The following is a 26,078-nucleotide window of genomic DNA, read 5'->3' as shown; positions in this document are numbered from 1 at the left end:
GGGGTACAGGTATTGAGTGGCATGATAATAATCCAAGATTGATAGTGCACCTGGAAAAGTATCTGCTATCCAGTTTCTGATCCATGGCCCTGGGCCAAATAGAAATTGACAAGCGCAATGCCTTTAGTGAAGGCAAGAATGGTTTTCAAATCAGCCCAATGATGCAAGAACTCATGGTGTATGCGGGCCAACTGGATCGTTATGGCAAGGGCCATGAGGTGCTCAAACAATTTTTACAAGCAGAAGTAAGTGCCGCACAGGTCTATCGGGTCACCGATACCTATGGGGCGGAACTTGGCAAAACAGTAAATGAAGGAAGAACGCTCCCACCCATAAAACAACAAGGTACTCTGTATGTGGAGGTTGATGGATCAATGATATTGACACGGGGAGAGAAATGGAAAGAGGTAAAGGTGGGCCGGATATTCAATTCCTCTGATTGCGTTAAAACAGATGAAAAGCCTGGCTGGATCAAGCAATCACAGTATATCGCCCATTTAGGGGATCATCGTTCCTTCATCGGACAAACCGATGGGCTCATCGAATCCTATGGCCCATTGGGTGGGCGGCTGGTCTTTATCTGCGATGGCCCACCGTGGACCCGGAACTGGATAACGGATACTTTCCCTAGAGATATTCAACCATAGGGTGCGGACTTATTGGATCAGGCGCCATAGAATCAGCCCATCGGACAGTCGTACAAAAAGACTTAAACTCTGAGGGCAAAGGTGGACTAAAAGAGGAGCTCAAAACATGCTCAACCTACGGGTAACAAAGATGAATGGGCAATGGAACAAGGTCAGTAAACTCGTGCAAACCGAATTCAAAAAAGCAGCCTAAGAGCGACAATTTGAAATGCACCCAATTAAACTATTTTCTTTTTTTGTTGAAAATTGTTCTAAAAACAAAAATAAATGCTATCAAGCCAAGGCACAGCATCCATATTACCTGTCCATTTACCAATTTTGTAGCGTGCATATTACAATCTTAACCGAAGCTGAAATTTAACATCATTCTCGGTATTTCCAACAATAGTTTCTCCACCACTTCCAACGGTGTTGCGATTTAAAAAATGGGTTTGCGCCCAGCGCAGCCAAATGTCAAGGTTTTTGCTGATTTGATATTGAAGCAAAACATAGTTCCGGGTTCCCTTTCCGTTGTAAGCCGGAAAAGAAAAGGCAAGCCACACATCGCGTTCGTACACATACAATCGGTTATCAAAGCTATCGGTATCAAAAATGGCGTACCTTCCCGTGATGGAGAACTTTCCTTTCGTAAACGAAGCATCTTGCAGCAGAACAATGCCCTGTGTTTGACTTCCATTGAAATCAAAGGTGTTGAATTGAACACGCGTTTTGAAGTTAAGTTGAGGTGTGGCCGCATAGTCGATGTTTGCCCAATAGTTTCTGCGTGTGCCCAAACTTGTTTGGTATAAATTGGTATCGTTGCCTGTATTGCGTTGTTTGTTTTCTTCTCGTACTTGAAGGAATAGGCTGATGGTTTTGGTGGGTTTATAATTGAATCGCAAGAGCCATTCGCTTCCCTCCGAAGGAGCGTAACTTCTAAACTTCAGCCAAGGAAATGCAAAAATATCGGCATAGCCTGAGATTGAATATTTTTTATTGAAGCTGTATTTCCATCCCCAATACATTCCGTTTTCATTTTGAGGTATTGAGTTTTCCGCCAAGGCATTGCTATAAAAGCTATAAAAGTTCCGTTCAAAATTTCGGTATGAAAACGACATGTCCAACTTATTGGTTAAGCTGGTCAATATTCCGGCTACCAAGGCATTTCCATTATTTAGTGTATGAACCCACTCGCTAAAAAACGAAACGTTTCGGAAAGAATAGTTTAGAAAAGCGCCCAGGTTTGTGTTTTGATTACCGTTGAAGTAGAATTGATTGTAGGGTGTTGGGTTCCTAACAAGTTGTGAATTGAAATTGGTTTGGTGAAAAAGTAAACCGGCATCGATGGATTGGTTCTTGAAATTTAAAATGGTGGCAATATTATTTTCGGTAATGCTGGCGCGATTGGCCAATTCATTGGGTGTTCGGTGCAAGCCTGTATAGCTAAATGAAGAAATCACATCAGCGGTGTTTTGGATCGTATCTGACTGTATATTTCCATCGCGGGTACGATTAGAAAAAAGTGCATGCAAAAACAAATTTCGCTGCATCTCATACGTAACGGCCGCCCCTCTAAAATAACCCGCTTCGTATTGGGAAGTATAAGGAGAGAACCCCACGTTGCTTCTCCGCACTGTGGCCACGGCTTCTCCGTTTTTCCCAATTCCAAATACCGAACCAAGCGCAATACCTTGACCAAATTGTGCTTGGTAATCGCCCACGATCAGGTTTTTTATTTTTCCCTTGTTCAAAACTTGTGCATGAACAGACACATAATCAAAGCCATAATATTTTTTGGCGGGATCCCACCGAATGACTTCGCCCGCATCTTTCTCTAATGTAAATCCTAAACTAAAATCCCCGGGCTTGCTCACACGAAAGCGCGCATATAAATTGGCTGGCGAACCTTGGTATCGGCTGGCTGAATCTGTTTGCGATGAGTAGCCTCGCTGCTGCTCCAATGTTTGCGCCCAACGCATGAGCAGGTAGTTGTTTCGCTCTTCTACAATTCTTTTGAAAATGCTTTTGTTGAAACTCTTGCTGGGATCCTCTACGGTAACGAAGGGTGCTAGCTTTAAAAAAAGTTCTTTTGTGAAGCCAGGAATGTTTTGAAGTTCGTACACGGAAAGAAAAGGGCCGGCTTCTTTGCGATAGGTAAGAAATGATTGAATTTGAGCTACATCTAACAAATAGAGTGATTGCAGTTGCTCATCCTTTACTTTGTTCAAGTCAAGCGGATTGGAAAGCAGTTGCAAATAGTTTTCGTACAGATCTTGGTAGTTGATGTTTAGGTCTTGCACCGAAAAAACTTCGTCCACCAGCGTGGATGGATCAATGTCTTTTCGGGGATCATCTTGAGCTTGTAGTAATCCGAAAGAGAAAATGCAACCACCTAGTAATAGCCGCTTCATTTTTTGATTTTGGAGGGTAAAAAATAAGCGGCAGAAATTTGATGACTGGTGCCCAAAAGTTGATGATAGCGAAGTGCATAATCGAATCTGATGTTTTTCTTTTTTCCTCCTAGCCCCAAATAAATGTTTTGAGGATTGAAGTTGAACCCGGTTCGAATGAAGAAATTTTTTAAAGCTGTGTATTCAATTCCTGTTCGCCACGTGGGTTTAAAATCTAAATCTTTTTCTAATTCAGTGGCAATGAAAATTTTTTCCGTTGGCTTTAACCCCAATCCAACAGTTAGGCGGGTGGGTAGGCGATAATTGTCAGAGCCAGAAAAAGATGACTGTGTCAAGTTGGTGATATAGGCACCAATACTTATGAGAGGAGTTATTTGTGTAATGCCACCGAAATCAAAACTCAACGCGGTTCGCGTACCAAATCCTTCGGCACGATACTGCACAATATTTGCCTTTGCTCCCAGGGCAGTAATGCCCACTTGGTTTCCAAAGCCGATGGAGATCAATTGTTCGGAATAAACATTATCACCAAAACGAAAAGCTCCAACGGCTAATGTTCCAAAACCGAATGGGTTAGTGGCAACCAAGGCCATCCGATTGGCACCCACGAGTGTGGGCGTTGCCTCGTAGGCAACTGCCACTGCTCGTTCTTTTACTTTGCCAATCCCACCCACATTATTCCAAAGCGACCATTCGTCCGCAGTTACGGAAGAGGCATTGGCCATGCCCAATTGCCGAGCACCCATCAAAGTAGAGGTGCTTTGAGCCAAGGTAATATTGGCTATCAAAAATGAAAGTAGTAGAAGAATGTAATTCATGTACCTTTCAATGAGATGAAGGTAACTCAAATATTGAAAAGACTAAAACTCTTTTTTGATGTTGAACACAAACCCTTGGGTATTTTCTCGTGTGAAGGTGTACTCAAATCGAAAAACCACATCGTAAGGAAAAACCATATCGAAGCCAGTGCCATAGCCAGCCAAAAGTTTGTCTGTCAGTCGTGTGTTTAAGTTCCGATCCGTGTAGTACGGGTAGTTATCAATGAATCCAATATCTGCGAATGCTTTTAAATAGATGGAAAGTGGTACATGCCTAAACTGTTCCATTGGCATTTTTTCCCATCGCCACACGCGTGAAAATATTTTTTTCTTGAGAGTTGTTTTGTTTACAAAAAATTGAGGCCCTTCTATTACGTAGACTTCATATCCTCTTACCAATTGTCGTTGATACCCAAGTGCCCCAAACAAATTATACGGTTGCACAGTAGGGTTACTCCAATAGAGGGACGAGAAGTTAGAGAAGTAATAACCCTTTTTTAAATCCAAGTGGTGTGCATAGGTAGCGTTCACAACCCACTGGCTTACATTTCCTTCAAAGCCAAGCCCGTTTCTTTGTAGGGTGGCCGTGATCTGATAACCTTTTAAGGGATATAAAATCACATCTCGATGTTCGGCCTTAAAAGCATAAGAAATGGAAGCATATTTTTGGATGTCTGTGGATTGAAAATAATTTTCGTTGAGCAGGCTTACCGTATCTTGAATTTCATTGCTACGATAGCCAAGCGATATGGTGTGCGTTTCAAAAAACGATTTGCGATAGGTGTAGCCAATGCCAATGTTTTTGGAGGTTCGCAAAGGTTGGTTGCCTCGCAGAAAAACCAAACGATGATCTTGTGTGAGATAGGCAATATTTTTTGGATCGCTATATCCAAGTTCGAAAATGAGTCCGCCTTTTTGTTTTTTGTCTAAATACGGAATGGTGTAACTCAGCTCGAAGCGTTGACTAAAACCAAATTGTGCGGTGAGCCTCAACGTCTCGTTTCTTCCGCGAAAATTAAATTGATCGAGTTTTAGTCCATAGTTAATCCGGTTCAGATCATGGTTATAGTTCTGCCACCACTCGTTAAAATTCCGATCCGAAAGTTCGAAGATAGGGGCTGGCCAAATGTACCATCGCTCTTCCACTTCTACCAGCAGATCAATGGTAACGTGCGACATTTCTAAGCTACGGATGTTGACCACATTGAACAAGCGCAGGTTGTAAATTTTACGCTTGTCCCAAAGAAGTGTTTCCGTCAGTTTGCTTACACGGATGGTGTCGCCTGGCTTCAGCGTTAGCTCGCGTGAAATGATTCGGTCTTTGGTTTTTTTATTTCCAATAATGAGCACCCTGCCCACGGTCAGCAAACGATCTTCGGCCGTAGTGGTGGTGACGGTATCTTGTTCGCTTTGAGCCTGCGCAGCGGGAGCAAACAATAATGCACAGATCAACAACAACATGCCTTCAATTTTGCTCGGGTTACAAATTCATTACGAAGTAGCGTTGGCAGTTGGTTTTCGATACGAACGAACCAACACCCAAACGCCCACTAACACCAACGGGATACTCAATAGTTGCCCCATGTTCAGATCCATGGCATCTTCAAACGAAACCTGGTTCTTCTTTAAAAACTCGTAGACAAAACGCAAGCTCCACAAAATCACCATGAACCAGCCAAAGATTCTGCCTTCGGGCAAAGCGTTTTTGAGACGGGACCAATACCACCAAAAGAAAAGAAACAACAAGAAGCAAGAGATGGATTCGTACAATTGTGAAGGATGGCGCACAATGCCAGTGGTAATTACTTTTGCCGCGAAGGAACCATCCGGTTCTTGAGAAATTTTGTAGTTTAACGAACCGATGGGCTCATCAATAAACTCATTCTGGTCTAGTAGTGCACTTTTTACTTCTGCTTCAAGAAAAGATACAACCCTATCGGGCGATACGCCTTTGTTAAAAAAAAGATACATGTTTAACCCAACCTTTCCATTTGCAGTTACTCCTTTTTCAGTGTCTTTTTTGTATTCAATAGAACTAACAGGGGCTGGTCCGTTGGCGGTTTTCATCATCAATTGATGTGTCACCGGGTTCACCATTAAAACACCCAAGGGGCTATCTGTAGGTTTACCAATGATTTCTGAATTGAAATAATTTCCTAATCGGATCAACGCACCTGTTAAGAAAACAAGAATTACAATTCTGTCCAATACTTGAAGGTAAGATTGCCCTGGTTTATTTTTTCTGCTGTAGAGCCACAAGGCAAAAAGAATGGCAATGGCACCACCGTGGCTGGCCAATCCTTCGAATCCCGTAAATCGGAAGTTAACCAATTCAATAGGAAAGAAATCACCAATGGGTTTGTTAAATAAGAATTTCATGGCAACGAAAAACAATACCAACCCGACCAAAACATATCCAACAATGTCCGCATGCTTTGATTTTTTGTATTGAAGATAAATCCAGACAAAAAGTAGAACCGGCAATGAACTACCAATCAACGCCAAGGCACTGAATTCAGTGAATCGAATGGATGAAAAACCGAAGGGTATAAAAACACCCCATGGATCTTTCCACAACATTTCGGGTTGATAAAAAATAACGTGGCCCAAGCGTGCACCGATGATAGTGGCTGCAATCATAATAATGGTGAGCGTCTCCACGTCTTTTTCGGGTTTGCCTTCTACTTTGTGGATGTAGTACAACAATTGCTGGCTGATCAAAAAGCCAAGTGCAAAAAGCAAACCGTACCAACGGAGGGAGAAAAAGCCGATTGAAAAGATTTCGGGGCTGCCATTCCAAATAAAATAACTAAGCATGGTGTACATTAGAGCTAAAGGTCGTTAATAATTTAAAATCAATCGGGTAAAGATAAACACGATTGGCGTTTAACCGAATGATGAAATCGTTAAAGTTTGTCCAATTCGGCCAGTTCTTCGGCAAAGCTGCCTGATAAAATCGGAAAGCGGCACCAACTGCGTGGGTCTACATTGATTTCGTCCAAATGAAAAGAGGGGGCAATCCGCTCGCGCTTCCATTGGTTGATAGACCATAACTTGAAAAACTTTTTGATGTACGGTTTCAACAATGGGTCTTGGATGGTTTTTGTTAGTTCCAAGTAAACTTCCGTAGGGGACTTTCGCCATTGGATTGCCTGCTCTTCAATGGCCACCAATAAGGTATAGGGCATCAAATCTTTTTCGTCTGTCTGCGAGCGTTCTAGCGGTCGGAGCTCAGCTGTTGGCTGAAGGTTGTTGACAAATGATAGCCCTGTATACCCTAAATTTTTTTCTGCCCATTTCAACCACTGAATAATGAAAGGTTTATCAAGCCCCGCAATAGGGGCGAGGCTGCCACTGGTATCGCCATCCATGGTGGCATAACCTACATCGCCTTCACTGCGATTAGAAGTTGTGAGCAAAATGCATTGCTTCACGTTGGCCAGTAGCCAAATCAAAGGCGACCGTGTACGGGCTTGAATATTTTGCAAGGCAATATCATCCGTTTCCCACGTCAGTTTTCGTTGTAGTGCGTTTTCTATTGTGGCTTTATTAGCTTCTACTTCGTCATCTACATTCCATTGATGGAAAGTTGCTCCAATGGAGTTTGCTAATTCTTTTGCGGCAGTCAGCGTAGTCTCTGATGAGTTGCGCGTACCTTGGTAGGCGCAGGCCAAAAGTTGTTTTATCGCTTCCGCGGAATTTTTGATTTCCGAGAGCAATAGCTGGTGCTGAAATTTTTCGATTCCGTTTTCTGAAATTGCACGCCTGGCCATTTCGGAGACCAACACTGCGCAGAGCGATGAATCGGCACCGCCACTTAAACTTAAAACAAATCCTTTCGCTTTACTTTTTCGTAGGTAATCATATAATCCGAGTGAGGCAGCTCGCACCATCTCTTCGTTTTTTTCTTTGCCATCGGTGAGGGGCAACGATTTGGTTAACCCGGGTTGATCAAAATTCACTTCCGTGGAAACGAGGTTGAAATTTTTGAACGAAAGACGGTTGTTGAGCGCAACGATTTTTCCGTGTTGCCCGATGATAATATCGCCATCGTAAATCATGCGTCCGGCTTCATTGCCCAGCAGGTTGGAGAAAACGTAAACACAGTGAAAGATTAACGAGCCATCGATCACTACTTCTTTTTCGCGCAGTAAGCTTTTGCCCATTGCAAAATGACTGGCACTTGGGTTCAGAATTAAATCAACGCCCTGTTCGCACAAGCGATAGCCGGGGCGTTTCTCTTTTCGCCACGCATCTTCACAGATTTCGAAACCAAACTTGATTCCGTGAACTTCAAAAATCAGGTCGCCCACGTTTATTTTTTGTTCCCTGATTTCAATTTCCTTAACCACTCCGGGTGTCCAGGCATCGAACCAGCGCGGTTCGTAATGCACACCATCGCGAGCCAAGTTTTGTTTTAAGGCAATGCCCAGAATTTTTTGATTGGAGATAACACACGCCCCATTGTAGGTAATGTTGTTGATTCGAATAGGCAAACCCACATTAACGGTGATGTTGTTACAATGCGGTATAATCATTTCAAGATGTTGCCACGCTTTGGCACTCAACCAATTGCTGAGAAACAAATCTTCGCAGCCATAGCCGGTTAGGCATAGTTCTGGCAAACAGAGAATGGCTACTTGTTCTTTTTTGGCGGCTTCTATGGCTTCGATGATATTGGCCACGTTGTTCTTCCAATCAATGGGTGTTTGATTGACTGTGGCCCCGCCAATTTTGAGGGTTCTGTTCAAGGAGTTTTTTTGCAAAGATAAAGAGTTGGAGTGAATTTCGACTTCAAAGATTGGTCACCTTCGTTCGGGTGAGCTTAGGCGTAAATGCTCATGCGCGACAACAAATAAGGGCGCTGAGTTATTTCTTAATCAGTGATTCGCGAGTTAAATATTTAAGAAAAATTTTCTTTGCCATTTCATCAAGTATTTCTATTTCAAAGTCACTTGCTAATAAATGCCCCCTGCCATCACAAAGCACAAAAGGCTTTGCTTTGGGTGCAATTGAAGAGTATAAACTCAAGATTAAAGTTTTTGAAACAAATTGAATGCAAAAACTACCCCTTTTTGTCCTCTTTGTTGGGACGAAATTATAAATGGTGCGCCTAGATAGGTAGCTCAAGCCACTTCTGCACCTAATTTCTGAACAGGAGCAAGGATAAATAATTTTTCTTATTGAATTAGATTCTCCTTTAACCAAGCTGAGATATCCACATAGTCTTCTATTTGTGTGCGCTTTGCGTGATCCAGCGACTGCCAAGCAGCCAATGAGTTTTTAAATATGACAGAATGCATTTCAATTTGCAATTGATCAAGTTTCGAAAAAAGTTGTAGCAACAACTCTTCGGCCGGAAACAGTATTTTGTTCTTCTTTAAAAAGCGCTTACTGCTATCGGTGGCGTATTGCAAAAGGGAAGTATTGCCAAGTTCAAAGTGGACCATCAGGTTTAAGATGCGTGTGTACTTTTGGATGTCTAGGCGGATCGAACCAAAATTGGTGTTAATGATTTCATTTATCCATTTGAGTGATTTGGAGAAATCCTTGGCCAAGAAAAAAATGCTCGCAAATTGAAAATAAAACATAATCAAATAATCTGCTGTGATGGCAGCCTTTCTTGCCTGGATGTACGATTGAATAACGCCAATCAGTCGCATTCCCTTTTCCAGATCTTTGGTATCGCGATACATTTCCAATTCCACATTATATAGTCTAACCCACAAGCGTACGGTCAATTGGCTTTCGTTTTGAAATCGGCTTGAATTGATGATGCCACTAACTTTTAGAAGCAGAGGAGGCAGCTCATTCCATCGTTTAAAGCTTAACAAGAGCACTACTTTATTCATTATGGCGGTAATGTACGAAGTGGGGTCATCTTCAATTCGGGCAGCACTTTGCTCTAGCATGGCAATCAACTTGCTAACTTCCAGATTGGCGTCTTCCAATTTGCCCGCAATGTAAAATCGCGTAAAAAGAAAATGGTGGTGAAGAATTTTTGACTGCACCGAATCTGCTTTTTCAATTTGGCAGATATCTTTCGTGGTGAATTCATTTTCAGCAGCAGTTGAATCGTAGGCGCGCATTGATTCACTCCAGAAGCTGTTGAGATTACTGATTTTCCCAATCAGACCTTTTTCCTGCCGTAAGATGTCGCTGACCCCCGGCAAGTTTACCGAGGCGGTGGCCGCTATGAGTTTTCGGTGCCATGCCAACAACTCCATGTGCAAAGGGAATTTTTCAAACTTTTCTGCGAGGTGTAGCGCCCTATGCAATCGTTGAAAACACAAATCATAGAGTTCCTTTACAAACAAGAGTTCTATTTCCCGTAGAAGTTCGAGTATTGAGGCGTTCGCAGAATTTCTAGCGTTAAAGGTTTTGAGTGATTTTAAAATCAATTCGGTCAGATTGATCTTAGTGACATGGAGTTGAGTAACAAACTTTTTGTCTTTGAAAGCTGCCTTGATTGCGGCTTCGTCATAAAGTTCTTGTCTTTCGATGGCCCTAAACAACGTAATGTAATTGCTCTCCGATTTGTTTTTGGATGCCATTTGCAAAAAGAATCGCTTCTCGACTGTAGTGAGCGATTTAATCAACCTAAACAGGCCGTCTTTTCTAGACATCAACTTTACGTTTTTTGAGGCTATGAGATGCTAAAATCCATTTATTCTTTCAAAAATAACACTTTTGCTTGTTTTAACCACTTTACGTTTTTAAGATTTATTCACTTAGTATTCTACATTATCCTTCTACATTTAGGCCATGTTCAAGGAATCAATTTCACAATAAACTAACACAATTAAGTATGGCAAACGTGATTAACTGGTTTGAAATTCCAGCCAAAAATTTCGAGCAAGCCTCTACATTTTACGGTACGGTGCTTGGTGGCGAAGTAAGAAGAATGGACAATCCTCAAGGTATCTGGGGCTTCTTGCCCGGAACAGCACAAGGTATGACTGAAACCGTGGGAGGTGCCATTGTACAATCCGATGGCTATGTACCGGCAGCCAATGGAAGTGTTGTTTACCTAAATGGTGGTGATGACCTCAATGTTCCACTGAGTAGGGTTGAAAAAGCAGGTGGCAAAGTATTGTTACCAAAAACACCGCTGGGTCCTAATGGATTTATGGCCTTGTTCCTAGATACGGAAGGCAACAAGATTGGATTTCACTCCATGAAATAACCAGTAAGAGAGCTACCTGAGCGGTGGCTCTTTTTTCTTTTTCACATTATACCTAACCCTAAACCCTTTTACCATGAACTTCAAAGGCAAAACCTATTTATATGCTGTGCTTACTTGGTTAATACCCATTGTTGTAAGTTTTTTTATGTACGACCCGAAAACAAATCAGTACCTACCCAACATACCGGTTTTCAAGTCGGTGATGATTGCACTCACTGCACTTCTTGCTTACTATTTCTTTAGAAAAATAAAAGCTTCCGACACAGCAAGCCCGTGGTATGCGTATGCCATCTTGTTTGTGGTGATTTGTTCACTTTTAGATTTTGCGGTTCTTCTAACTGTTTTTAAGGTTGAGTTTTCCGTTTGGGCGATGGCTATTTTTCCAGTGTACCTAATTGTATTTTTTGGCTTCGGCTATTTTATGCTAGGAAAGAAATCAGCCTAGCAGGATTGGTTGAGAACAGCCTAGAATGCGTTGGCTAGGCTATTCTTTGCAATGCAGATAAAAGGATTTCCAGTTCATGGTCAACTAAATTTTGCGACCGGATCATAGCTGAATTGCCTGGGCGACAATTGCGCAGCCCACTTGATAGTTATGCGCGACACCACTTCAGTACCCCATTTCTACGCTTCGGTTATATTCTGAACACACGGCTGTCTAAAGCTTTTCACTTTTGAGCAACAAAAGAGAAAAACTATGAAACAGTCTATCAAAATTATCATTGCCGTTGTTATTGTCGGTTTAGCAGCAGGTGTTTTAGCCTGGCAGTTAAGAAATAGTCAAAACACTAAGCTTCGTGAGGCAAAGGAGGCACAAGTACCCATTCCTACTACGGTAGAATCGCTTCAGCTATTGCCTCAAACAATATCGAGTGGGTTTTCTGTTCAGGGTATCACCCAGCCCTTTCAAGAAGTGGTGGTAGCCAGCGAGGCCACCGGCAAGATTTCTCAATTATGTGTCAAGCAAGGTGATGTGGTGAAGGCGGGCGCACTACTTTGTAAGGTAGACGCCACGCTGAAAGAAATAGAATTGAAATCGGCCAATGTGCAATACGATAAAGCAAAGAATGATTACGAAAAATATTTACGGTTACAAGCTGCCAATAATACATCAACGGCCGAAGTGGAGAATGCCCAATTGCAAATGATGCAATGGGGATATAACATAAAATCACTCGAGCAACAAATCAAAGAAAGTTCAGTTCATGCGCCATTCACGGGAATGATTGTTGAAAAACTGGCAGACGTTGGTGGTTATCTCCAAGTCGGCACACCGGTAGTTAATCTCATTGATATTGAAAAGTTAAAGGCGCTGCTATGGCTGGATGAAAAAGCGATTGCTTCGATTAAGATTGGCAATCAAGTGAGAATACGACTTGATGCCATGCGCGATGTTTTGATTTCAGGGAAAGTAATTTTTGTGAACCCCAAAGCCAATGAGTCGGGAAAGTTTCAAGTGCAGGTTGAGTTTAACAACACCATGAACGCCAAGGCAGGAATGACGCTGCGCGCTTTCTTTCAAGAAGGGAATACCACTGACGTCTTATTAATTCCTAAAAGCGCGCTGGTATTGAATAGTGTAACTCCTGCCGTTTATGTGTTGGAAGGAAACAAGGCACGCCTTCAATCTGTAACCCTGGGTAACTCTCGCGAAAATCAAGTGGAAGTAACACAAGGTATTGCAGCCAACACGACAATAGTAGCCAGAGGTGTTGAGAATGTGATGGAGGGAATGATTCTAACAATTGCCAACACAACCAATTCAACTAAATAATCCAGTTTATGTCAATAGTAGAAATATCAATTAAGCGCCCACTTATTGTAGTGGTCATCTTCATCATTTTAGGGTTGGGTGGAATATTCGCCTACCAAAAATTGAACTACGAACTTTTGCCAAAGTTTAACATTGCTTATGTCAGCATTGGCACATTGTACCCGGGGGCTTCTCCGGCAGAGATTGAGCAATCGATTACTAAACCACTCGAGGAAGCTGTTGCCAGTGTAGAAAAGGTGAAGCGAATCACCAGCAGCAGCAACCCAGATTTCTCGTTACTCAATATTGAATTTATTTATGGCGCGGAGGTAGAGCAGGCATTTCAAGAGGTGCAGCGTAAAGTGAACGAAGTAGTGGACAGGCTTCCCTCGCAAGCAAAGAAGCCGGTGGTGAGTAAATTCAATATCAACGAAGTTCCCGTAATCAAAGCAGCCGCTTCGGCAGACATGGGCAACGATGAATTGTCCGCATTGCTAAAGAACCAAATCAAGCCACAACTCGCACGGTTGAAGGGGATGGGTAAAATTGATTTTATCGGATTGGAAGAGAAGGAATACATAGTGCAGATTAGTCCGGAAAAAATAAAGCATTACCACATTTCTGTTTCACAAATTGTAGCATCCCTAGAGCAAGCAGAAATCAACGTGCCTGCCGGCAACGTCACCTCCAATGGCTATCAGCAAGGTATTCGTGTCACAGGCAAAGTAATCAACATTGAAGAATTGAAAAATACACTTATCGCTAGCGGGGCGAAAAGTGATATTAGGTTAGCGGATGTTGCAGAAATTGTGCGCTATGCCAAGAAAAAAGAAACAACCAGTCGCTTAGATGGAAAAAGCATTGTGGGACTTATTTTATTTAAACAAAACAATGCCAACGCGGTAGAGATGAGTGCTCAAATTCAGGAAAAGTTAAAGGAGTTAGAGCAAACCTATGCCGATAAGAAACTAACGTTTGCCATCGCTCAAGATGGTTCGGTCTTTACTACTGCTTCCGCTACGGCCGTAAAAGTAGATTTGCTATTGGCCATCGGTTTGGTGGCGCTGGTGATGTTGGTTTTTCTTCACAGCATGCGTAGTTCTATGATTGTACTTGTTTCGTTGCCCGCCTCATTGTTGAGTACAATCATCTTCATGTATTTTTTGGGTTACACCTTAAACCTGATGACGCTATTGGCCATGAGTTTGGTGGTGGGCATATTGGTAGACGATTCAATAGTGGTATTGGAAAATATTTACCGCCACTTAGAGATGGGAAAAGATAAAATCAAAGCCACTATTGATGGACGCGAAGAAATTGGGTTTACCGCTTTCGCGATTACGCTTGTCGATGTGGTTGTCTTTCTTCCGCTCGCATTGACAGGCGGATTGGTGGGTGATATTGTGCGCGAGTTTGCCATGGTGATTGTAATCAGCACACTGTTTAGTTTGATCGTTTGCTTTACCATCACACCCATGTTGGCCAGCCGCTTTGGTCGGCTCGAACATTTATCGGCTGCTACTTGGGCGGGGCGGTTTGGATTGTGGTTCGAAAAATACTTTAAAGCATTGGAAGAGGGATATGGCAAACTATTGCAATGGTCTCTTCAAAATAAAATGAAAGTAATTGCACTGGCGTTTGCCTTGTTTGTGGCCTCGCTACTATTACCCATACTGGGTTATGTTGGCAGTGAGTTTGCGCCACGCATCGACCGTGGTGAAATGGCCGTGACCGTGCAATTGCCTACTGGAACTACCTTGTTGGAGACGGAATCGTTTAGCAAAAAAATAGAGACCAACTTAACGAAGCAGTTTCCTGAAATTACCCGCATCATGGTGAACCATGGTGTTGCAGCCGAAGCATGGGGCGCGCCCGAAGAGAAGAACTTCGAATTCAGCCTCAACTTTCAAAGCAAAGAGAAGCGTACTAAGTCTATTCAACAATTGGGTAGGGAAATCCAACGAAGTATTTTATCCTCTCCCGGTACAAAAGTAAAAATCGCAATGATCGGCTTATTCGGCACAGCCGATGAGGCACCGGTTCAATTATTAGTAAGTGGAACAGACCGCGAAAAAGTGAGTGAGATTTCCAAGGAGTTGGCTTCTGCTATACGTTCCATTCAAGGCACCTATGACATCCGCATCAGCGGCACAGCCCGAAAATACGATGTACAAATTATTCCCGACAAGGATAAAATGGCACGGTTTGGCGTAAACGCTACCGACCTCGGTACCGCTGTTCGCATCGCGATGGTAGGTTATGATGAATTGAAGATAGAAGAGAAGACCGAGAGTGTTCCCATTCGCATCACGCTGAACCCTGCTGCAAAACAAGACATCAATACGTTAACACAATTAGAAGTGTACAGTTCATCTGGTCAACTCGTTGAGTTAGGACAAGTCGCAAGGATTGAACCATTAAGCACACCGGCTATGTTGGAGCGCACCAACAAGAATGGATCGGTGACGATTTTTTGTGGAGTGGCAGGCAGGCCTGTTGGCGATGTCGGTGAAGATATCAAAACCGCCATTGCACAACTCAAAGATGTACAAGGTGTATCGTTAGATTTTCAAGGCGACTTGGCGAATCAGGATGACAGCTTCGGCCCGCTCGGGCTTGCCTTTGGCGCGGGCATTTTGCTCATGTATTTTATCATGGTGGCGTTGTATAATTCATGGATTGATCCTTTTGTAGTACTATTCTCTATTCCACTCGCGGTGATTGGGGCATTGCTCGCTTTGGGTCTTACGGGCGAGAGCATCAACATTTTTTCCATCTTCGGAATGATCATGATGACGGGGCTGGTGGCGAAGAATGGTATCTTATTGGTAGATCGCATCAATCAAAATTTAGCATCAGGAGAATCACTAGCGAACGCCATCGAGGAAAGTGGCAAGACGAGACTGCGACCGATCATGATGACCACCATCGCTATGGTGCTGGGCATGTTACCGATTGCCATCGCGAAGGGCAACGGAGCGGAAGTAAAAAACGGATTAGCCTGGGCCATTATGGGCGGGCTCACCAGCAGTATGTTTCTTACGTTAGTGATTGTACCGGTGGTGTATGCCATCATTCAAAACTTAACAACGAGGTTCAATAATTATAGAGGAGTACTGTTGAAGGCAGCGGCAGTTGTTGTCATTCTATTTTTCAACTTCCTTCCATCGTCTGTGCAAGCACAAGACACGTTACAGCTTTCTGTAAAAAGTGCATTGGCTTTGGGCATGGAAAATAATGCGGCCGTGCGAATAGCAAAGCTAGAACCGTTGAAGCAACAAGCCTTGCAACGCGAAGCATTTAGTTATCGGCTGCCACAATTGAATGGCTTTGGGAATTACCTTCATGCCACGCAGATTCCAGTTGTGTTTTTTCCTTCGCTCTCGGCAGATCCGGCTACAGGTGAATTGATATTTGGCCCCGTGCAAGCCCTTAAAGCGGGTAGCAACCATGCTATCGTTGCAGGGGTCAATGCAACTTTCGACCTGATTAATTTACAAACGTCTGCCAACATAAAGCAAGCTGCCATCAGTAGCGAAATGGCACAAAAGAAGGTAAGGGCTTCCGAGCAACAAGTGACTTACGAGATCAAGAAAACATATAACGATATCTTGTTTATTAAATCGCAGCGCAGCGTAGTAGAAGAGTCAATTAGAAGATACACGTTGGCACTTGCGTTTCAGCGGGGCATGTTGGTAAATGGCTTCGCCATCCCCAACGATACTCTTCGCGTTTTTACGGATAGGCAATTGCAAGAATTGGATTTGATTCAGCTTCGCTATGCAGAGGAAAATTTATTGAATCTGCTCCGTTATCAATTGGGTTTGAAAGCCAAAACGTTGATCAAGTTAACCGATGAAGATTTCTCGCATGACGTAAGTGAAGAGAAGCGCGACCCGAACTTTGCAAATAGGGCGGACTTGGATGTGTACCAATCCCAAATTACGTTGGCAAAGCAGAGTTTGCGTGTAGCACAATCTGCCAGCTTGCCCATCCTTTCACTCACAGGCAATTGGCAACTGCAAGGGCAAGATGATCGATTAAATCTTGCGACCTGGAAATTCCCGCAAAGTTCGTTTGTAGGCGCGAGTATCACCATACCATTGTTTAACGGGTTCAGACGTGAAGCAAGAACGCAGCAGGCGAATGTAGACATACAGCAAAGCACGTTGCAGTATCAGGACGCCATCAATCGGTCGGTGCTCGAGTATGAACAGCAACTGAATAAGTATGAAGAGTTGCAGCGTAAACTAGATGTTCAAAAGCAAGTGGTAGAATCCGCGCAACGCTCTTTGGCATCACAAGCCGATCGATACAAGAAAGGGTTAGTAAAATGGTTGGAAGTGAAAGATTCTGAATTGGTCTTAACTCAGGCACAGTTCGGCATTGCAAGTATTAGAATGCAACTCAACAGCACCTTCATCGAATTAGAAAAAATTAATCCCAGCAAATGAAGAAGATAATCGTAATGTTCGGTGGCTGCTGGTTATGCTTTCAAGCAGAAGCGCAAAACAAAAAGCCTTCCCGTTTTGAATATTATTTCAACGGTGCAGTAGGAGCTTACTATCCAACCAAAGGCCCAAAAGAATCTGACTATAACGGCAATATGTTTAGCTTTCAGCTGCAGATTAATTACAAAGACCGCTTCTTTACACGACCCTTTATCGATTCTTACGATATCGGTTACAAAAATGAGCTGGTTACTCAAGGAATCACACTTGCATTCAATGATCGAGTGCAGACATTAAATCTAGGTGGGGATTTTGGTTATGCTTGGCAAATCGGTCGATTTTCGCCCTATGCTTACGGAGGGTTAGGGCTTGGGTTGGTCAATCTACCACAGATTACAACAACGGTGGGTAGCCGTGTTCAAATTGATAAACCATCCATTCAAACATTTGCATTTCGCACTGGCTCAGGTTTTGATTTTGAGATCACTAAAAATTTCATCGTTTATTTGGAGGGTCAATTTTTATCCATTCCAGATACAAGCCCACTCCAGCAGCAAGCATTGAATGGTATGAGTTTTCAAATGGGCATAAAGACTCCCCTTTGATTTGCGGAAATGCTACTTTTGAGTAAAATGATTATTTAACTTTAGCTTGGGTTTCTTCCAAACAACAAAAGTCAACGAATGAAAGATTTTCCATTTTCACTTCGCACCTGGATGCGCTATTTCGGATCGCCTCTGTTTGGGATTGTGCTTTACATTGTTTCCTTCTTTTTGGTGTCGGACGAAGGCTTTGACGAATACTACGAAAAATATGGGATCTGGGCATACTTTTATGACCTGATCATTGCTATTGCCTGGTCGGCAATTAACCTCGAGATCAGTTTCATGGTAAGCGATGCGCTTGATAAAGTGTTCCCTTGGACAGCAAAACCCTTTTGGCGTTTTCTCACTCAAAGCACCATTCAACTTTGCCTTACGGTGGTTGTGGTGTTCTGTTGCTTAGTTTCGTATGTATATGTGTTTCAATTAGAGCAATGGAACGATCATGAGGTTTCACTTATTTTTATTCCGACTGCTATTTTAGCAGGTTTATTAAGTCTATTGGTAATGGGCCTAAATGTGGGGGTTTTCTTTTTTCAACGCTGGCAAGCTACGCAATTGGAGGCTGAGCAATTGAAGCAAGCTAATCTGGAAAATCAAATTCAGATTTTAACGCAGCAATTAGACCCCCATTTTCTATTTAATAATTTTAATACGCTTTCATCTTTGATAGAGGAAGATCCAAAAAGTGCAAATTATTTTTTATCAAAGATGAGTGATGTGTACCGATATGTTTTGTCGAACCGCGACCAGAAGGTAGTGTCGCTAAGAGAAGAGCTGGGAATGATTGAGGCTTATACCCATTTGCTAAAAGAGCGATTTGGTGAACACCTTCAAGTTACTGTGGACATTCCACCGCTTCAGCAAAAGTTGTCACTACCCGTATTGGCACTTCAAAATCTCGTAGAAAATGCGGTCAAGCACAATACGATCAATGGGCAGCATCCGTTGGTAATTACCATTCGTGCTGATAAAGACGCTCTCGTTGTAGAAAACACCTTTCAGCCGAAGCTTCACGTAGAGAACAGTACTAAAGTGGGGCTGAAAAATATTCAAGATCGGTATAAGTTATTGAGTAAGAAATCAATCAAAGTGGAAAATAAAGGTCAACTCTTTCGTGTTACTTTACCCTTACTAGATGTATGAAACTGGTTTTGTTAGAAGATGAACAACCTGCGCTTCGGCATTTGAAGCGGATGATCGAACAAGTTGCCCCACACGCAGCGATAGTGGCGCATTTCGATGCGGTGGAAAGTGCCATCGACTGGTTTCAATCCAATACGGATTATGATTTAATTATCAGCGACATTCAGCTTTCAGATGGACTAAGCTTAGCTATTTTTCAACAGGTGAAAATGACTAAACCAATTATTTTTACCACGGCATTTGATCAGTATGCCATTGAGGCATTTAAAGTTAATGGCATCGACTATTTACTAAAGCCGGTAAAAGCGGAGGAGCTCGGCAAAGCGATTGAAAAATACAAAACACTTTTTAATCACAACAATCAACCTCCGTTGGATGTCGAGAAGTTAATAAAGCAAATTGTAGGTCAGGAAAAAGTATATCGTGCAAGGCTGCTGGTTCATTTTCGCGATGAGTTGAAAAGTATTCCTACAGACAACATTGCATTTATTCATAGCGAGAACAAAACATCGCACCTCTATACAAAGGCTGGGGAAATGTTTATTCTGGATCAGAACATGGAAGAGCTAGAAGATCAACTTAATCCGCAGTTTTTTTTCAGGGCTAACAGGCAATTCATTATTTCTTTCAGCTCCATAAAAAGCAACCACCAACATTTCAATGGCAAGATTAAAGTGCTGCTGACCTTACCAACCAAAGAAGAAGTTTTGGTAAGTCGCGAGAGCGCCCCTGAATTCAAAACATGGTTGGGTATTTGAGTGACTTGCCTTCGCTTCAGTACGCATTTTCTACGCTTCAGTGATTTTCTTTCCCTCAAAAAAACTAGGCTGTTTCATCTTTGGTAGAAAAAAGGATATGAAAAGGATAATCGGCATCGGCATCTTTATTTCTCTAGGGCAAGTCAACGCCCAACCAAATCGCATAATAGGAGTGTGGCTTACTTCAGATAAGGATGCAAAAATTGAAATCTATCAAAAGGAATCCCGCTATTTTGGCAAAATGATTTGGCTTACACCCGATGTGGACGGAAACGGCAAGCCACTAACTGATTCCGAAAATCCCGATCCGACCAAGCGCAACAGAAAGTTAGAAGGCCTCGAAATCATTTCTGGTCTTGCGTATGCAGATGGAAAATGGAAAGGTACTATCTATGTTCCTGAGAGTGGCAAAACCTACAACAGTCAGATAAAGTTGGTAAACGAAAATACCGTGGAGCTAACTGGTTATGTGGGTTTACCAATGTTTGGTCTAACTGAAACCTGGAAAAGAAGTATTCATAATAAAGAATAGACTATGAATCCTTGTTCGCCCTTTTGCAGACTCTAGAAACACCTTATATGCAAAGAACATTTTTACTCGCTTTGACAATCTTCGCAATGAATGCAAAAGGACAACATATAGATTTTAAAACTAAATTTGAAACTAAGTTTTTGACTTTTGACAATTACAAAGTACATTGTTTAAAAAAGGGTGTTGGTAGTCCAATACTGTTAATTCACGGTGGTGGAACTTGGATGTACAGTTGGCGTAATATTATTGATAGCCTTTCTCTAAACCATACTGTTTATGCTTGTGATATGCCAGGGCATGGTTATACTGTTGCCGAAAATGAACCAAAATATGAGTTAGACGACTTTGCGAATTTTATTGACCATTTCCTAACTCATTTTCAAATTGACAAAATAAGTATTGTTGGAAACTCTTGGGGTGGTGGTTGGGCTTTGTATTACGCAGAGAAATTTCCAGGCAAAGTTGAAAAACTAATACTCATCGACCCATCGGGACTAAATGTTAAAGATGTTTTTGAGTGGGAAATTTTAAAATATCCATTGATTGGGGAGTTAGCATCAAAAATGGCTATAAAAAATGCAGTTAAAAAAGCATACCAAAAAGTTTACGTTAACCAAACTCTCATTGATAATTCACTCATAAATGAAACATACAAGCCTTTAAAAATTAGGCAAAACCAAAGAGCAGCTTATAAAATAAAGCGAAATTGCAAATGGACAGTTACAGAAAATAAGATGAGCGAAGTTAGAATTCCAGTAAAGATAATTTGGGGCGATCAAGACAACTATCTGGAGGTAAAATATGCAATTATATATGCTTCAAAAATTATGACATCAGACTTGACAATAATGAAAAACTGCGGACACACACCGCACGAGGAACAACCAAAAGAGACGCTTAAAATAATTGAGGACTTTTTGACGAAATAGAGAAACGGTGCACAACATTATATTAGCACTTCGTGGGGTTGACGTGTATTTCATAGTTATGTTATCTATATTCCGTTGGTGTTGGAGATGAGACGCAGTTCCAAATCCCCTCCCAAGCGCAACAGAAAATTAGAAGGCCTCGAAATCATTTCGAATCTTGCTTATGCAGATGGAAAATGGAAGGGTACTATCTATGATCCGGAGAGCGGAAAAACCTACAACTGCCAGATTAAATTGGTAAACGAAAATGCGCTGGAGGTTTTAGGATACATTGGCAGCCCGTTGCTCGGAGTTAAATAGAGTTGGAAAAGAGCTAATTGATCTACTCATCTTTTAGGACTGCGCTGCCAGGATCATTCAACGTACTACTTAGGGAGAAAGTCAATAAATCAGTGATCGTTACCCTCAGCGCATTCGTTTCGGTGGGCATAATGCTTCGTGAAGAAAGTTGGATTGTAGATTTGCTCGTTGGACTAGCAATCCATGACCATGACATCAATCAAGAAAAACGAAGAAGGCACACTTTAACACCTAAATAAAAAAAAGCCCGCCTTCGCTAAAGCTATGGCGGGCTTGTGGAGCTGCAGGGAATCGAACCCTGGTCCAGAGAAGATGAACGTGTACCTTCTACATGCTTAGTTGACTTTGATTGTCGGGAACTAAAAGGCAGGCAACAGCCTCATCAATTCCTTAGTTACTGTTTTCTCGACAGCCCCGCGCAACAACGGAGCGGCCCAGTTCAAGCTGTCGACACCGCTGATCCAAACCCGCAGAACAGAGGTTTGGGCGATGATGGCCTCCCACTTCTTAAGCGGGACAAGCTAATCTAACGATACGTCAGATTAAGCAGCCATGGCGTAAGTATTTTCGCCACGTAAATTGTTGGGACCATCTTTCAAGGCTCTCATCCCATGAGCCTGCATGCTTACTCACACCCCCACACATCCTGTCAAAACCGGTCAGCCCCTTTAACCTCCGTAGCTTTAGCGTAGGAGGGTTTAACCTCCGTAGCTTTAGCAAAGGTGGAACTAAACAAAGCCTCTGTTAGTGAGGAAAGCCCTCCTTCGCCTAGGCTACGAAGGGCAAGACAAAAGTACAGTAAAAAAAGTTCAGATTATCATTCACTTACCTCAAACCCTGCACCTCGTAGTGCCTGAATGGCTACATCCAACTTAAAGTTCTCTACCAAAATATAGTCTGTATTGTAAGTGGCAATCACCGAAAGGTTCACGCCTGCCTTTGCTAAAGCCGTTGAAAATTGAGCCGTGATGCCCGTCAATGAAAGGTCGAGCTCCGCATTAATTTTTAGCAATTTCCAACCAATACTTTTTTTGATCTCGCCTTTTACCAAATATTCTTCACAAACTACAGATAATTCATCCGTTGTTTTGGAAATAGAATAAAATGAAGACGCATATACCCAATCAGGAATGGGCTTGTTCAGCGGTAGCTGGCACACCGTAAAACGCATCGGCAAAATAATAACGTGCAACACCACACCACTACTTATTGTTTGAACTTCTGTCCTTTACCAGATACAGCGGCCACATTAAAAAAACCAACGGCTTTTTTTTCTTTCGAGTTCACATTTACAATATTCGTAGAAACATTATCGATAGGTCGGGCAAATAACTCTGAAAACCCACCAGGCCGGTTGGTCTGTTGACTTACTTGATTGAGGTATTCAAATGCAGCCACGGTGATAGAGTGAATCTCTACATAAACAGAATCACCTGGTACATACGGAGACAATGCGTTATCGTTGGCATCGGTATCGTTCGGATTAATCCGCCCGCGGATAGGTGGAATAAAATCTACAAGAATGATTGAATCTCTTTTGCCGTCTTTTGTTTTACCGATCCTACTAAAGAAACTGCCACCTGCATCAAACCCTGCATCATAAGCAATATTGATATCGCTTGGCTTATTTAATAGCACGCCATTTTTGTAAGTACGAATCCAATAGGTATCACCTTTCCCAATCACATCTTTTGCATAAAACTGCCCTCGATAGAAATCTGGGTTTTGTTGTGTGGGCTCGTTTTTCTTGAACGTAATACTATCGATGGGCGTTGTTGGCCCCATGCGCGATTCAGCAGAATAAGTTTCACCATTGGTGAGGATCGATAGCTTGTAGGAACTTCCTACCACACCAATCGTTTCATTACTAACTGGTTTCCAGATATAGTAACCTGGCTTTGCCGTATTTTCAACAAATGAAAAAACTTTATTGTTGTTATCAGTGACTGAAACAGTTGCTCCTGTTACAGGAGGCGGTGTAGAAGAATCAAAATAGTTTTGAGTTTGCGTTAAGATAATAGTTTGATTTCCGGGCTTGTTGGTAAGCCATGCATCCACCACCAAAACTGGTTCAACTTGTTCTAGAGCGGGATCAATCTTTGTTTCGCACGAAAAAAGAGATAGTACGCTAACAAAAAACAAAAGGATATAGGTTGAGTTTTTCATAATCATCAAAATTTAAAATTGTAAGAGATAGAAGGCACAATGGTTCCAATAATGGCCAACTGTGTAGCCTGCGAACTGATCGGTTGCCCTTCTGGCACGCGCTTGTCGTTCTGAGAAAAATAAATGGAGAATGGATTTTGTCGGGCGTACACATTGTAGAGACCAAATACCCAGTAATCGCTGTTCTTTCGAGTCTTACCATGTTTCTCTTTCTTGCCTTCCAATCGAAATGAAATATCCAAACGGTGGTAGTCGGGTAAGTTTACGTTGCCACGCGATTCATTGGCGTTGTAAGGAACCACAATGCCTTGCACTACCGCCCGCGAAGTAGGGAAGGTGGCTGGCGTTCCTGATGTATAAATAAAGTCTGCAGAAAACGACCAACGTTTGTTGATTTCGTAGAAGGCCGCAATTTTTAAATTGTGTGTTTGGTTGAAGCGGGTGGGAAACCATTCGTTACGGTTGATACCTTCCACTTTTAATTCGGTTCTGCCAAGTGTATAACTTACCCAGCCCGTCAACCGACCTGTTTTCTTTTGGAAGTAAGTTTCCAATCCATACGCTCTTCCATCACCTACCAACAAGTCACCTTCCAAGTATCGATTGATGAGCAAGTCGGCTCCGTTGATATAATCCACTTGATTTTGATTGAACCTCACATATCCTTCCAATGATAATTCATATTGCTTTTTTTCTCCTACATCTTTGAACCAGCCCAAGGTGTATTGATCTCCAATCTGAGGCTTAATATTTTTTGAACTAGGATTCCAAACATCCAAAGGATTTGATGCAGTGGTGTTCGAAATCAAGTGCAAGTATTGAACCATCCGATTGTAACTTCCTTTTATAGATGAACTGGGTGTTGCTTGAATTTTGAAGGAAAGCCGCGGCTCAAAATTTCCATAGGTGGCGATTATTTCACCACTCTTGTGATATTGAGAACCAATAGGCGTTCTTCTCTTGCCGGGCACTTCATTACTATAAGTGTACGTAGAGTCAGGCCCGAATGAATTGAATATTGAATACCTCAAACCATAATCAATGGAAAAAGCTTGACTGATTTTTTGGGAGTTGCTCAGGTACACGGAAGTTTCAAGGTTATATTTTTTTGGAATGCTGACATCGGTTGGCACCCCATTGCTCACGCCCACTGCATTGGCCGGTTCAAAGTTGTAATAGATCGCCTCCGCTCCAAAATTTAATTCATTGTTACTATTGATGAAATAAGTGAACTGTGGTTTTAAAATATAGTTTGAGATGAGTGAATTCCATTTGAAAGAATCTCTTTCATCGCGACCAAATTGCAAGCTGTAATCATAGTTACTGTACACGGCAGTAAAGTTGGAGAACAACCGATCATTAAAGATATGATTCCAGCGTAACGTGCCCGTAGCATTTCCCCAGCTAAAACCTTGGCCTCTATCAAACTTAAAGTTATCGCGACCAAAGTAGCCTGATAAGTACACCCTGTTTTTTGGATTGATATTATAGTTAGCTTTTAACGTGATATCATAAAAATTCAATGCACCGCCATCCTGCAAAAGTTTTACAAATGGCCTGGCCAACACATCGATATACGATCTGCGCAAAGCAATAATGAAGGAAGCTTTGTCTTTAACAATGGGAGCTTCAACAGCAATGCGGCTAAAAATCGTTCCGATACCACCGGTAACTTCAGGTTTTTTGCTGTTGCCTTCTTTCATACGCACATCGAGCAACGAAGATAAACGTCCGCCATAGCGAGCGGGGATTCCTCCTTTATAGAGTTTCACATCTTTTACTGCATCTGGATTGAACACCGAAAAGAAACCTAACAGGTGCGATGAATTGTAAACAGGTGCTTCATCCAACAAAATCAAATTCTGACCTACGCTACCGCCCCGCACGTTGAAACCGCTGGCTCCTTCCCCCACGGTGCTAACTCCCGGCAACAATTGCAAACTTTTGATGATATCAACCTCGCCCAAAAAGGCTGGGATCTTTTGAATGGTTTTGATTTCTAATTTGTTCGTGCTCATTTCTAAGTTTTGCACGTTGGCTTGCTCCAGTTCACCTTGAATCACCACCTCTTGCAACTGCTGCGCATCGCCCGTTAATTCTATATCTAGCCGCTCGTTTTTATTGAGCTCAAGGATTTTGGGCAAACTGGAGTAGCCCACGTAGCTGTAATTCAAATTGTAGGTGGCAGGGGGGAGCGTGATGGAGTAAAAGCCGTATTCGTTGGTGATCGCTCCCGTACCCGTTTCTTTGATGTAAACGGTTGCACCGATAAGTGCCTCACCGTTTGCTACATCTTTGATGTAGCCACTGATGGTGAATTTGCCCGTTGGTTGGGCATAAAGGGCAAAAGAAAGCAGCAAAAAGAAGCCAGTAAAGATCTGTCGCATAGAATTGTTTAAG

Annotated in this window: 21 protein-coding genes and 1 other RNA gene; 11 read left to right on the top strand and 11 right to left on the bottom strand. The window is 42.3% G+C overall.

The features are described from left to right. Positions 1-83 precede the first annotated feature (83 nt). The gene (locus KA713_08905; GenBank protein ID UXE68669.1) at positions 84-647 is read left to right on the top strand and encodes a hypothetical protein; all 564 of its coding nucleotides are present in this window, start codon (positions 84-86) and stop codon (positions 645-647) included. A 332-nt stretch (positions 648-979) separates the two neighbouring features. Here KA713_08905 and KA713_08900 read toward each other — a convergent pair whose 3' ends face one another. The 7 genes from KA713_08900 to KA713_08870 all read right to left on the bottom strand — a co-directional run bounded on the left by KA713_08900 (position 980) and on the right by KA713_08870 (position 10,481). Continuing rightward, on the bottom strand, positions 980-3,037 hold the full coding sequence (locus tag KA713_08900) for a helix-hairpin-helix domain-containing protein (GenBank protein UXE68668.1): 2,058 nt from the start codon (positions 3,035-3,037) through the stop codon (positions 980-982). Further along, positions 3,034-3,855 carry a hypothetical protein gene (locus tag KA713_08895; protein ID UXE68667.1) on the bottom strand — a complete coding sequence of 274 codons (822 nt, stop codon included), beginning with the start codon at positions 3,853-3,855 and terminating at the stop codon, positions 3,034-3,036. The genes KA713_08900 and KA713_08895 overlap by 4 nt, the downstream gene beginning before the upstream one ends. A gap of 42 nt (positions 3,856-3,897) precedes the next feature. Beyond that, a complete protein-coding gene (locus tag KA713_08890; GenBank protein ID UXE68666.1) occupies positions 3,898-5,316 on the bottom strand; it encodes a hypothetical protein in 1,419 nt (472 codons plus the stop codon). 30 nt (positions 5,317-5,346) lie between these two features. Continuing rightward, positions 5,347-6,681, bottom strand: a complete 1,335-nt coding sequence (locus KA713_08885) for a prolipoprotein diacylglyceryl transferase (protein ID UXE68665.1) — start codon at positions 6,679-6,681, stop codon at positions 5,347-5,349. A gap of 80 nt (positions 6,682-6,761) precedes the next feature. Next, positions 6,762-8,606: an NAD(+) synthase gene (gene nadE / locus KA713_08880; GenBank protein ID UXE68664.1), complete on the bottom strand. Its 1,845-nt coding sequence runs from the start codon at positions 8,604-8,606 to the stop codon at positions 6,762-6,764. Positions 8,607-8,724: 118 nt separating this feature from the next. Then, positions 8,725-8,886, bottom strand: coding sequence for a hypothetical protein (locus KA713_08875; protein ID UXE68663.1), 162 nt, complete (start codon positions 8,884-8,886; stop codon positions 8,725-8,727). A 149-nt stretch (positions 8,887-9,035) separates the two neighbouring features. Then, complete coding sequence (locus tag KA713_08870) at positions 9,036-10,481, bottom strand: hypothetical protein (protein ID UXE68662.1); 1,446 nt, start codon at positions 10,479-10,481, stop codon at positions 9,036-9,038. A 182-nt stretch (positions 10,482-10,663) separates the two neighbouring features. Between KA713_08870 and KA713_08865 the strand changes: the two genes are divergently transcribed. The 10 genes from KA713_08865 (at position 10,664) to KA713_08820 (ending at position 21,512) form a co-directional block, all read left to right on the top strand. Further along, on the top strand, positions 10,664-11,041 hold the full coding sequence (locus KA713_08865; protein ID UXE68661.1) for a VOC family protein: 378 nt from the start codon (positions 10,664-10,666) through the stop codon (positions 11,039-11,041). A 73-nt stretch (positions 11,042-11,114) separates the two neighbouring features. Further along, the gene (locus tag KA713_08860; GenBank protein UXE68660.1) at positions 11,115-11,486 is read left to right on the top strand and encodes a hypothetical protein; all 372 of its coding nucleotides are present in this window, start codon (positions 11,115-11,117) and stop codon (positions 11,484-11,486) included. Positions 11,487-11,738: 252 nt separating this feature from the next. After that, entirely contained in the window at positions 11,739-12,815 is a 1,077-nt protein-coding gene (locus KA713_08855; GenBank protein UXE68659.1) for an efflux RND transporter periplasmic adaptor subunit, read from the top strand. An 8-nt stretch (positions 12,816-12,823) separates the two neighbouring features. Continuing rightward, the gene (locus tag KA713_08850) at positions 12,824-17,248 is read left to right on the top strand and encodes an efflux RND transporter permease subunit (protein UXE68658.1); all 4,425 of its coding nucleotides are present in this window, start codon (positions 12,824-12,826) and stop codon (positions 17,246-17,248) included. After that, positions 17,245-17,850, top strand: coding sequence for a hypothetical protein (locus KA713_08845; protein ID UXE68657.1), 606 nt, complete (start codon positions 17,245-17,247; stop codon positions 17,848-17,850). The genes KA713_08850 and KA713_08845 overlap by 4 nt, the downstream gene beginning before the upstream one ends. Before the next feature lie 78 nt (positions 17,851-17,928). Next, entirely contained in the window at positions 17,929-18,993 is a 1,065-nt protein-coding gene (locus tag KA713_08840; GenBank protein ID UXE68656.1) for a histidine kinase, read from the top strand. Further along, complete coding sequence (locus KA713_08835; GenBank protein UXE68655.1) at positions 18,990-19,751, top strand: response regulator transcription factor; 762 nt, start codon at positions 18,990-18,992, stop codon at positions 19,749-19,751. The genes KA713_08840 and KA713_08835 overlap by 4 nt, the downstream gene beginning before the upstream one ends. Positions 19,752-19,848: 97 nt before the next feature. After that, the gene (locus tag KA713_08830) at positions 19,849-20,283 is read left to right on the top strand and encodes a DUF2147 domain-containing protein (GenBank protein ID UXE68654.1); all 435 of its coding nucleotides are present in this window, start codon (positions 19,849-19,851) and stop codon (positions 20,281-20,283) included. A 47-nt stretch (positions 20,284-20,330) separates the two neighbouring features. After that, complete coding sequence (locus tag KA713_08825) at positions 20,331-21,212, top strand: alpha/beta hydrolase (protein UXE68653.1); 882 nt, start codon at positions 20,331-20,333, stop codon at positions 21,210-21,212. Positions 21,213-21,299: 87 nt separating this feature from the next. After that, the gene (locus KA713_08820; GenBank protein UXE68652.1) at positions 21,300-21,512 is read left to right on the top strand and encodes a DUF2147 domain-containing protein; all 213 of its coding nucleotides are present in this window, start codon (positions 21,300-21,302) and stop codon (positions 21,510-21,512) included. 273 nt (positions 21,513-21,785) lie between these two features. On the opposite strand, the gene ssrA is transcribed toward KA713_08820, so the two are convergent. The 4 genes from ssrA to KA713_08800 all read right to left on the bottom strand — a co-directional run bounded on the left by ssrA (position 21,786) and on the right by KA713_08800 (position 26,065). After that, positions 21,786-22,179, bottom strand: a transfer-messenger RNA (tmRNA) gene (gene ssrA / locus KA713_08815). A 150-nt stretch (positions 22,180-22,329) separates the two neighbouring features. Further along, positions 22,330-22,710 (bottom strand): ACT domain-containing protein, encoded by a 381-nt coding sequence (locus tag KA713_08810; protein ID UXE68651.1) that lies wholly within the window; start codon positions 22,708-22,710, stop codon positions 22,330-22,332. An 8-nt stretch (positions 22,711-22,718) separates the two neighbouring features. Next, entirely contained in the window at positions 22,719-23,678 is a 960-nt protein-coding gene (locus KA713_08805; GenBank protein UXE68650.1) for a DUF4249 domain-containing protein, read from the bottom strand. A gap of 5 nt (positions 23,679-23,683) precedes the next feature. Continuing rightward, positions 23,684-26,065: a carboxypeptidase-like regulatory domain-containing protein gene (locus KA713_08800; GenBank protein ID UXE68649.1), complete on the bottom strand. Its 2,382-nt coding sequence runs from the start codon at positions 26,063-26,065 to the stop codon at positions 23,684-23,686. Positions 26,066-26,078 lie beyond the last annotated feature (13 nt).

It is taken from the genome of Chryseotalea sp. WA131a, from assembly GCA_025370075.1.
Classification (GTDB): Bacteria; Bacteroidota; Bacteroidia; order Cytophagales; family Cyclobacteriaceae; genus ELB16-189.
Note: the sequence above shows the minus strand (reverse complement) of the source record. Positions and strands in the feature narration are given on the sequence as shown.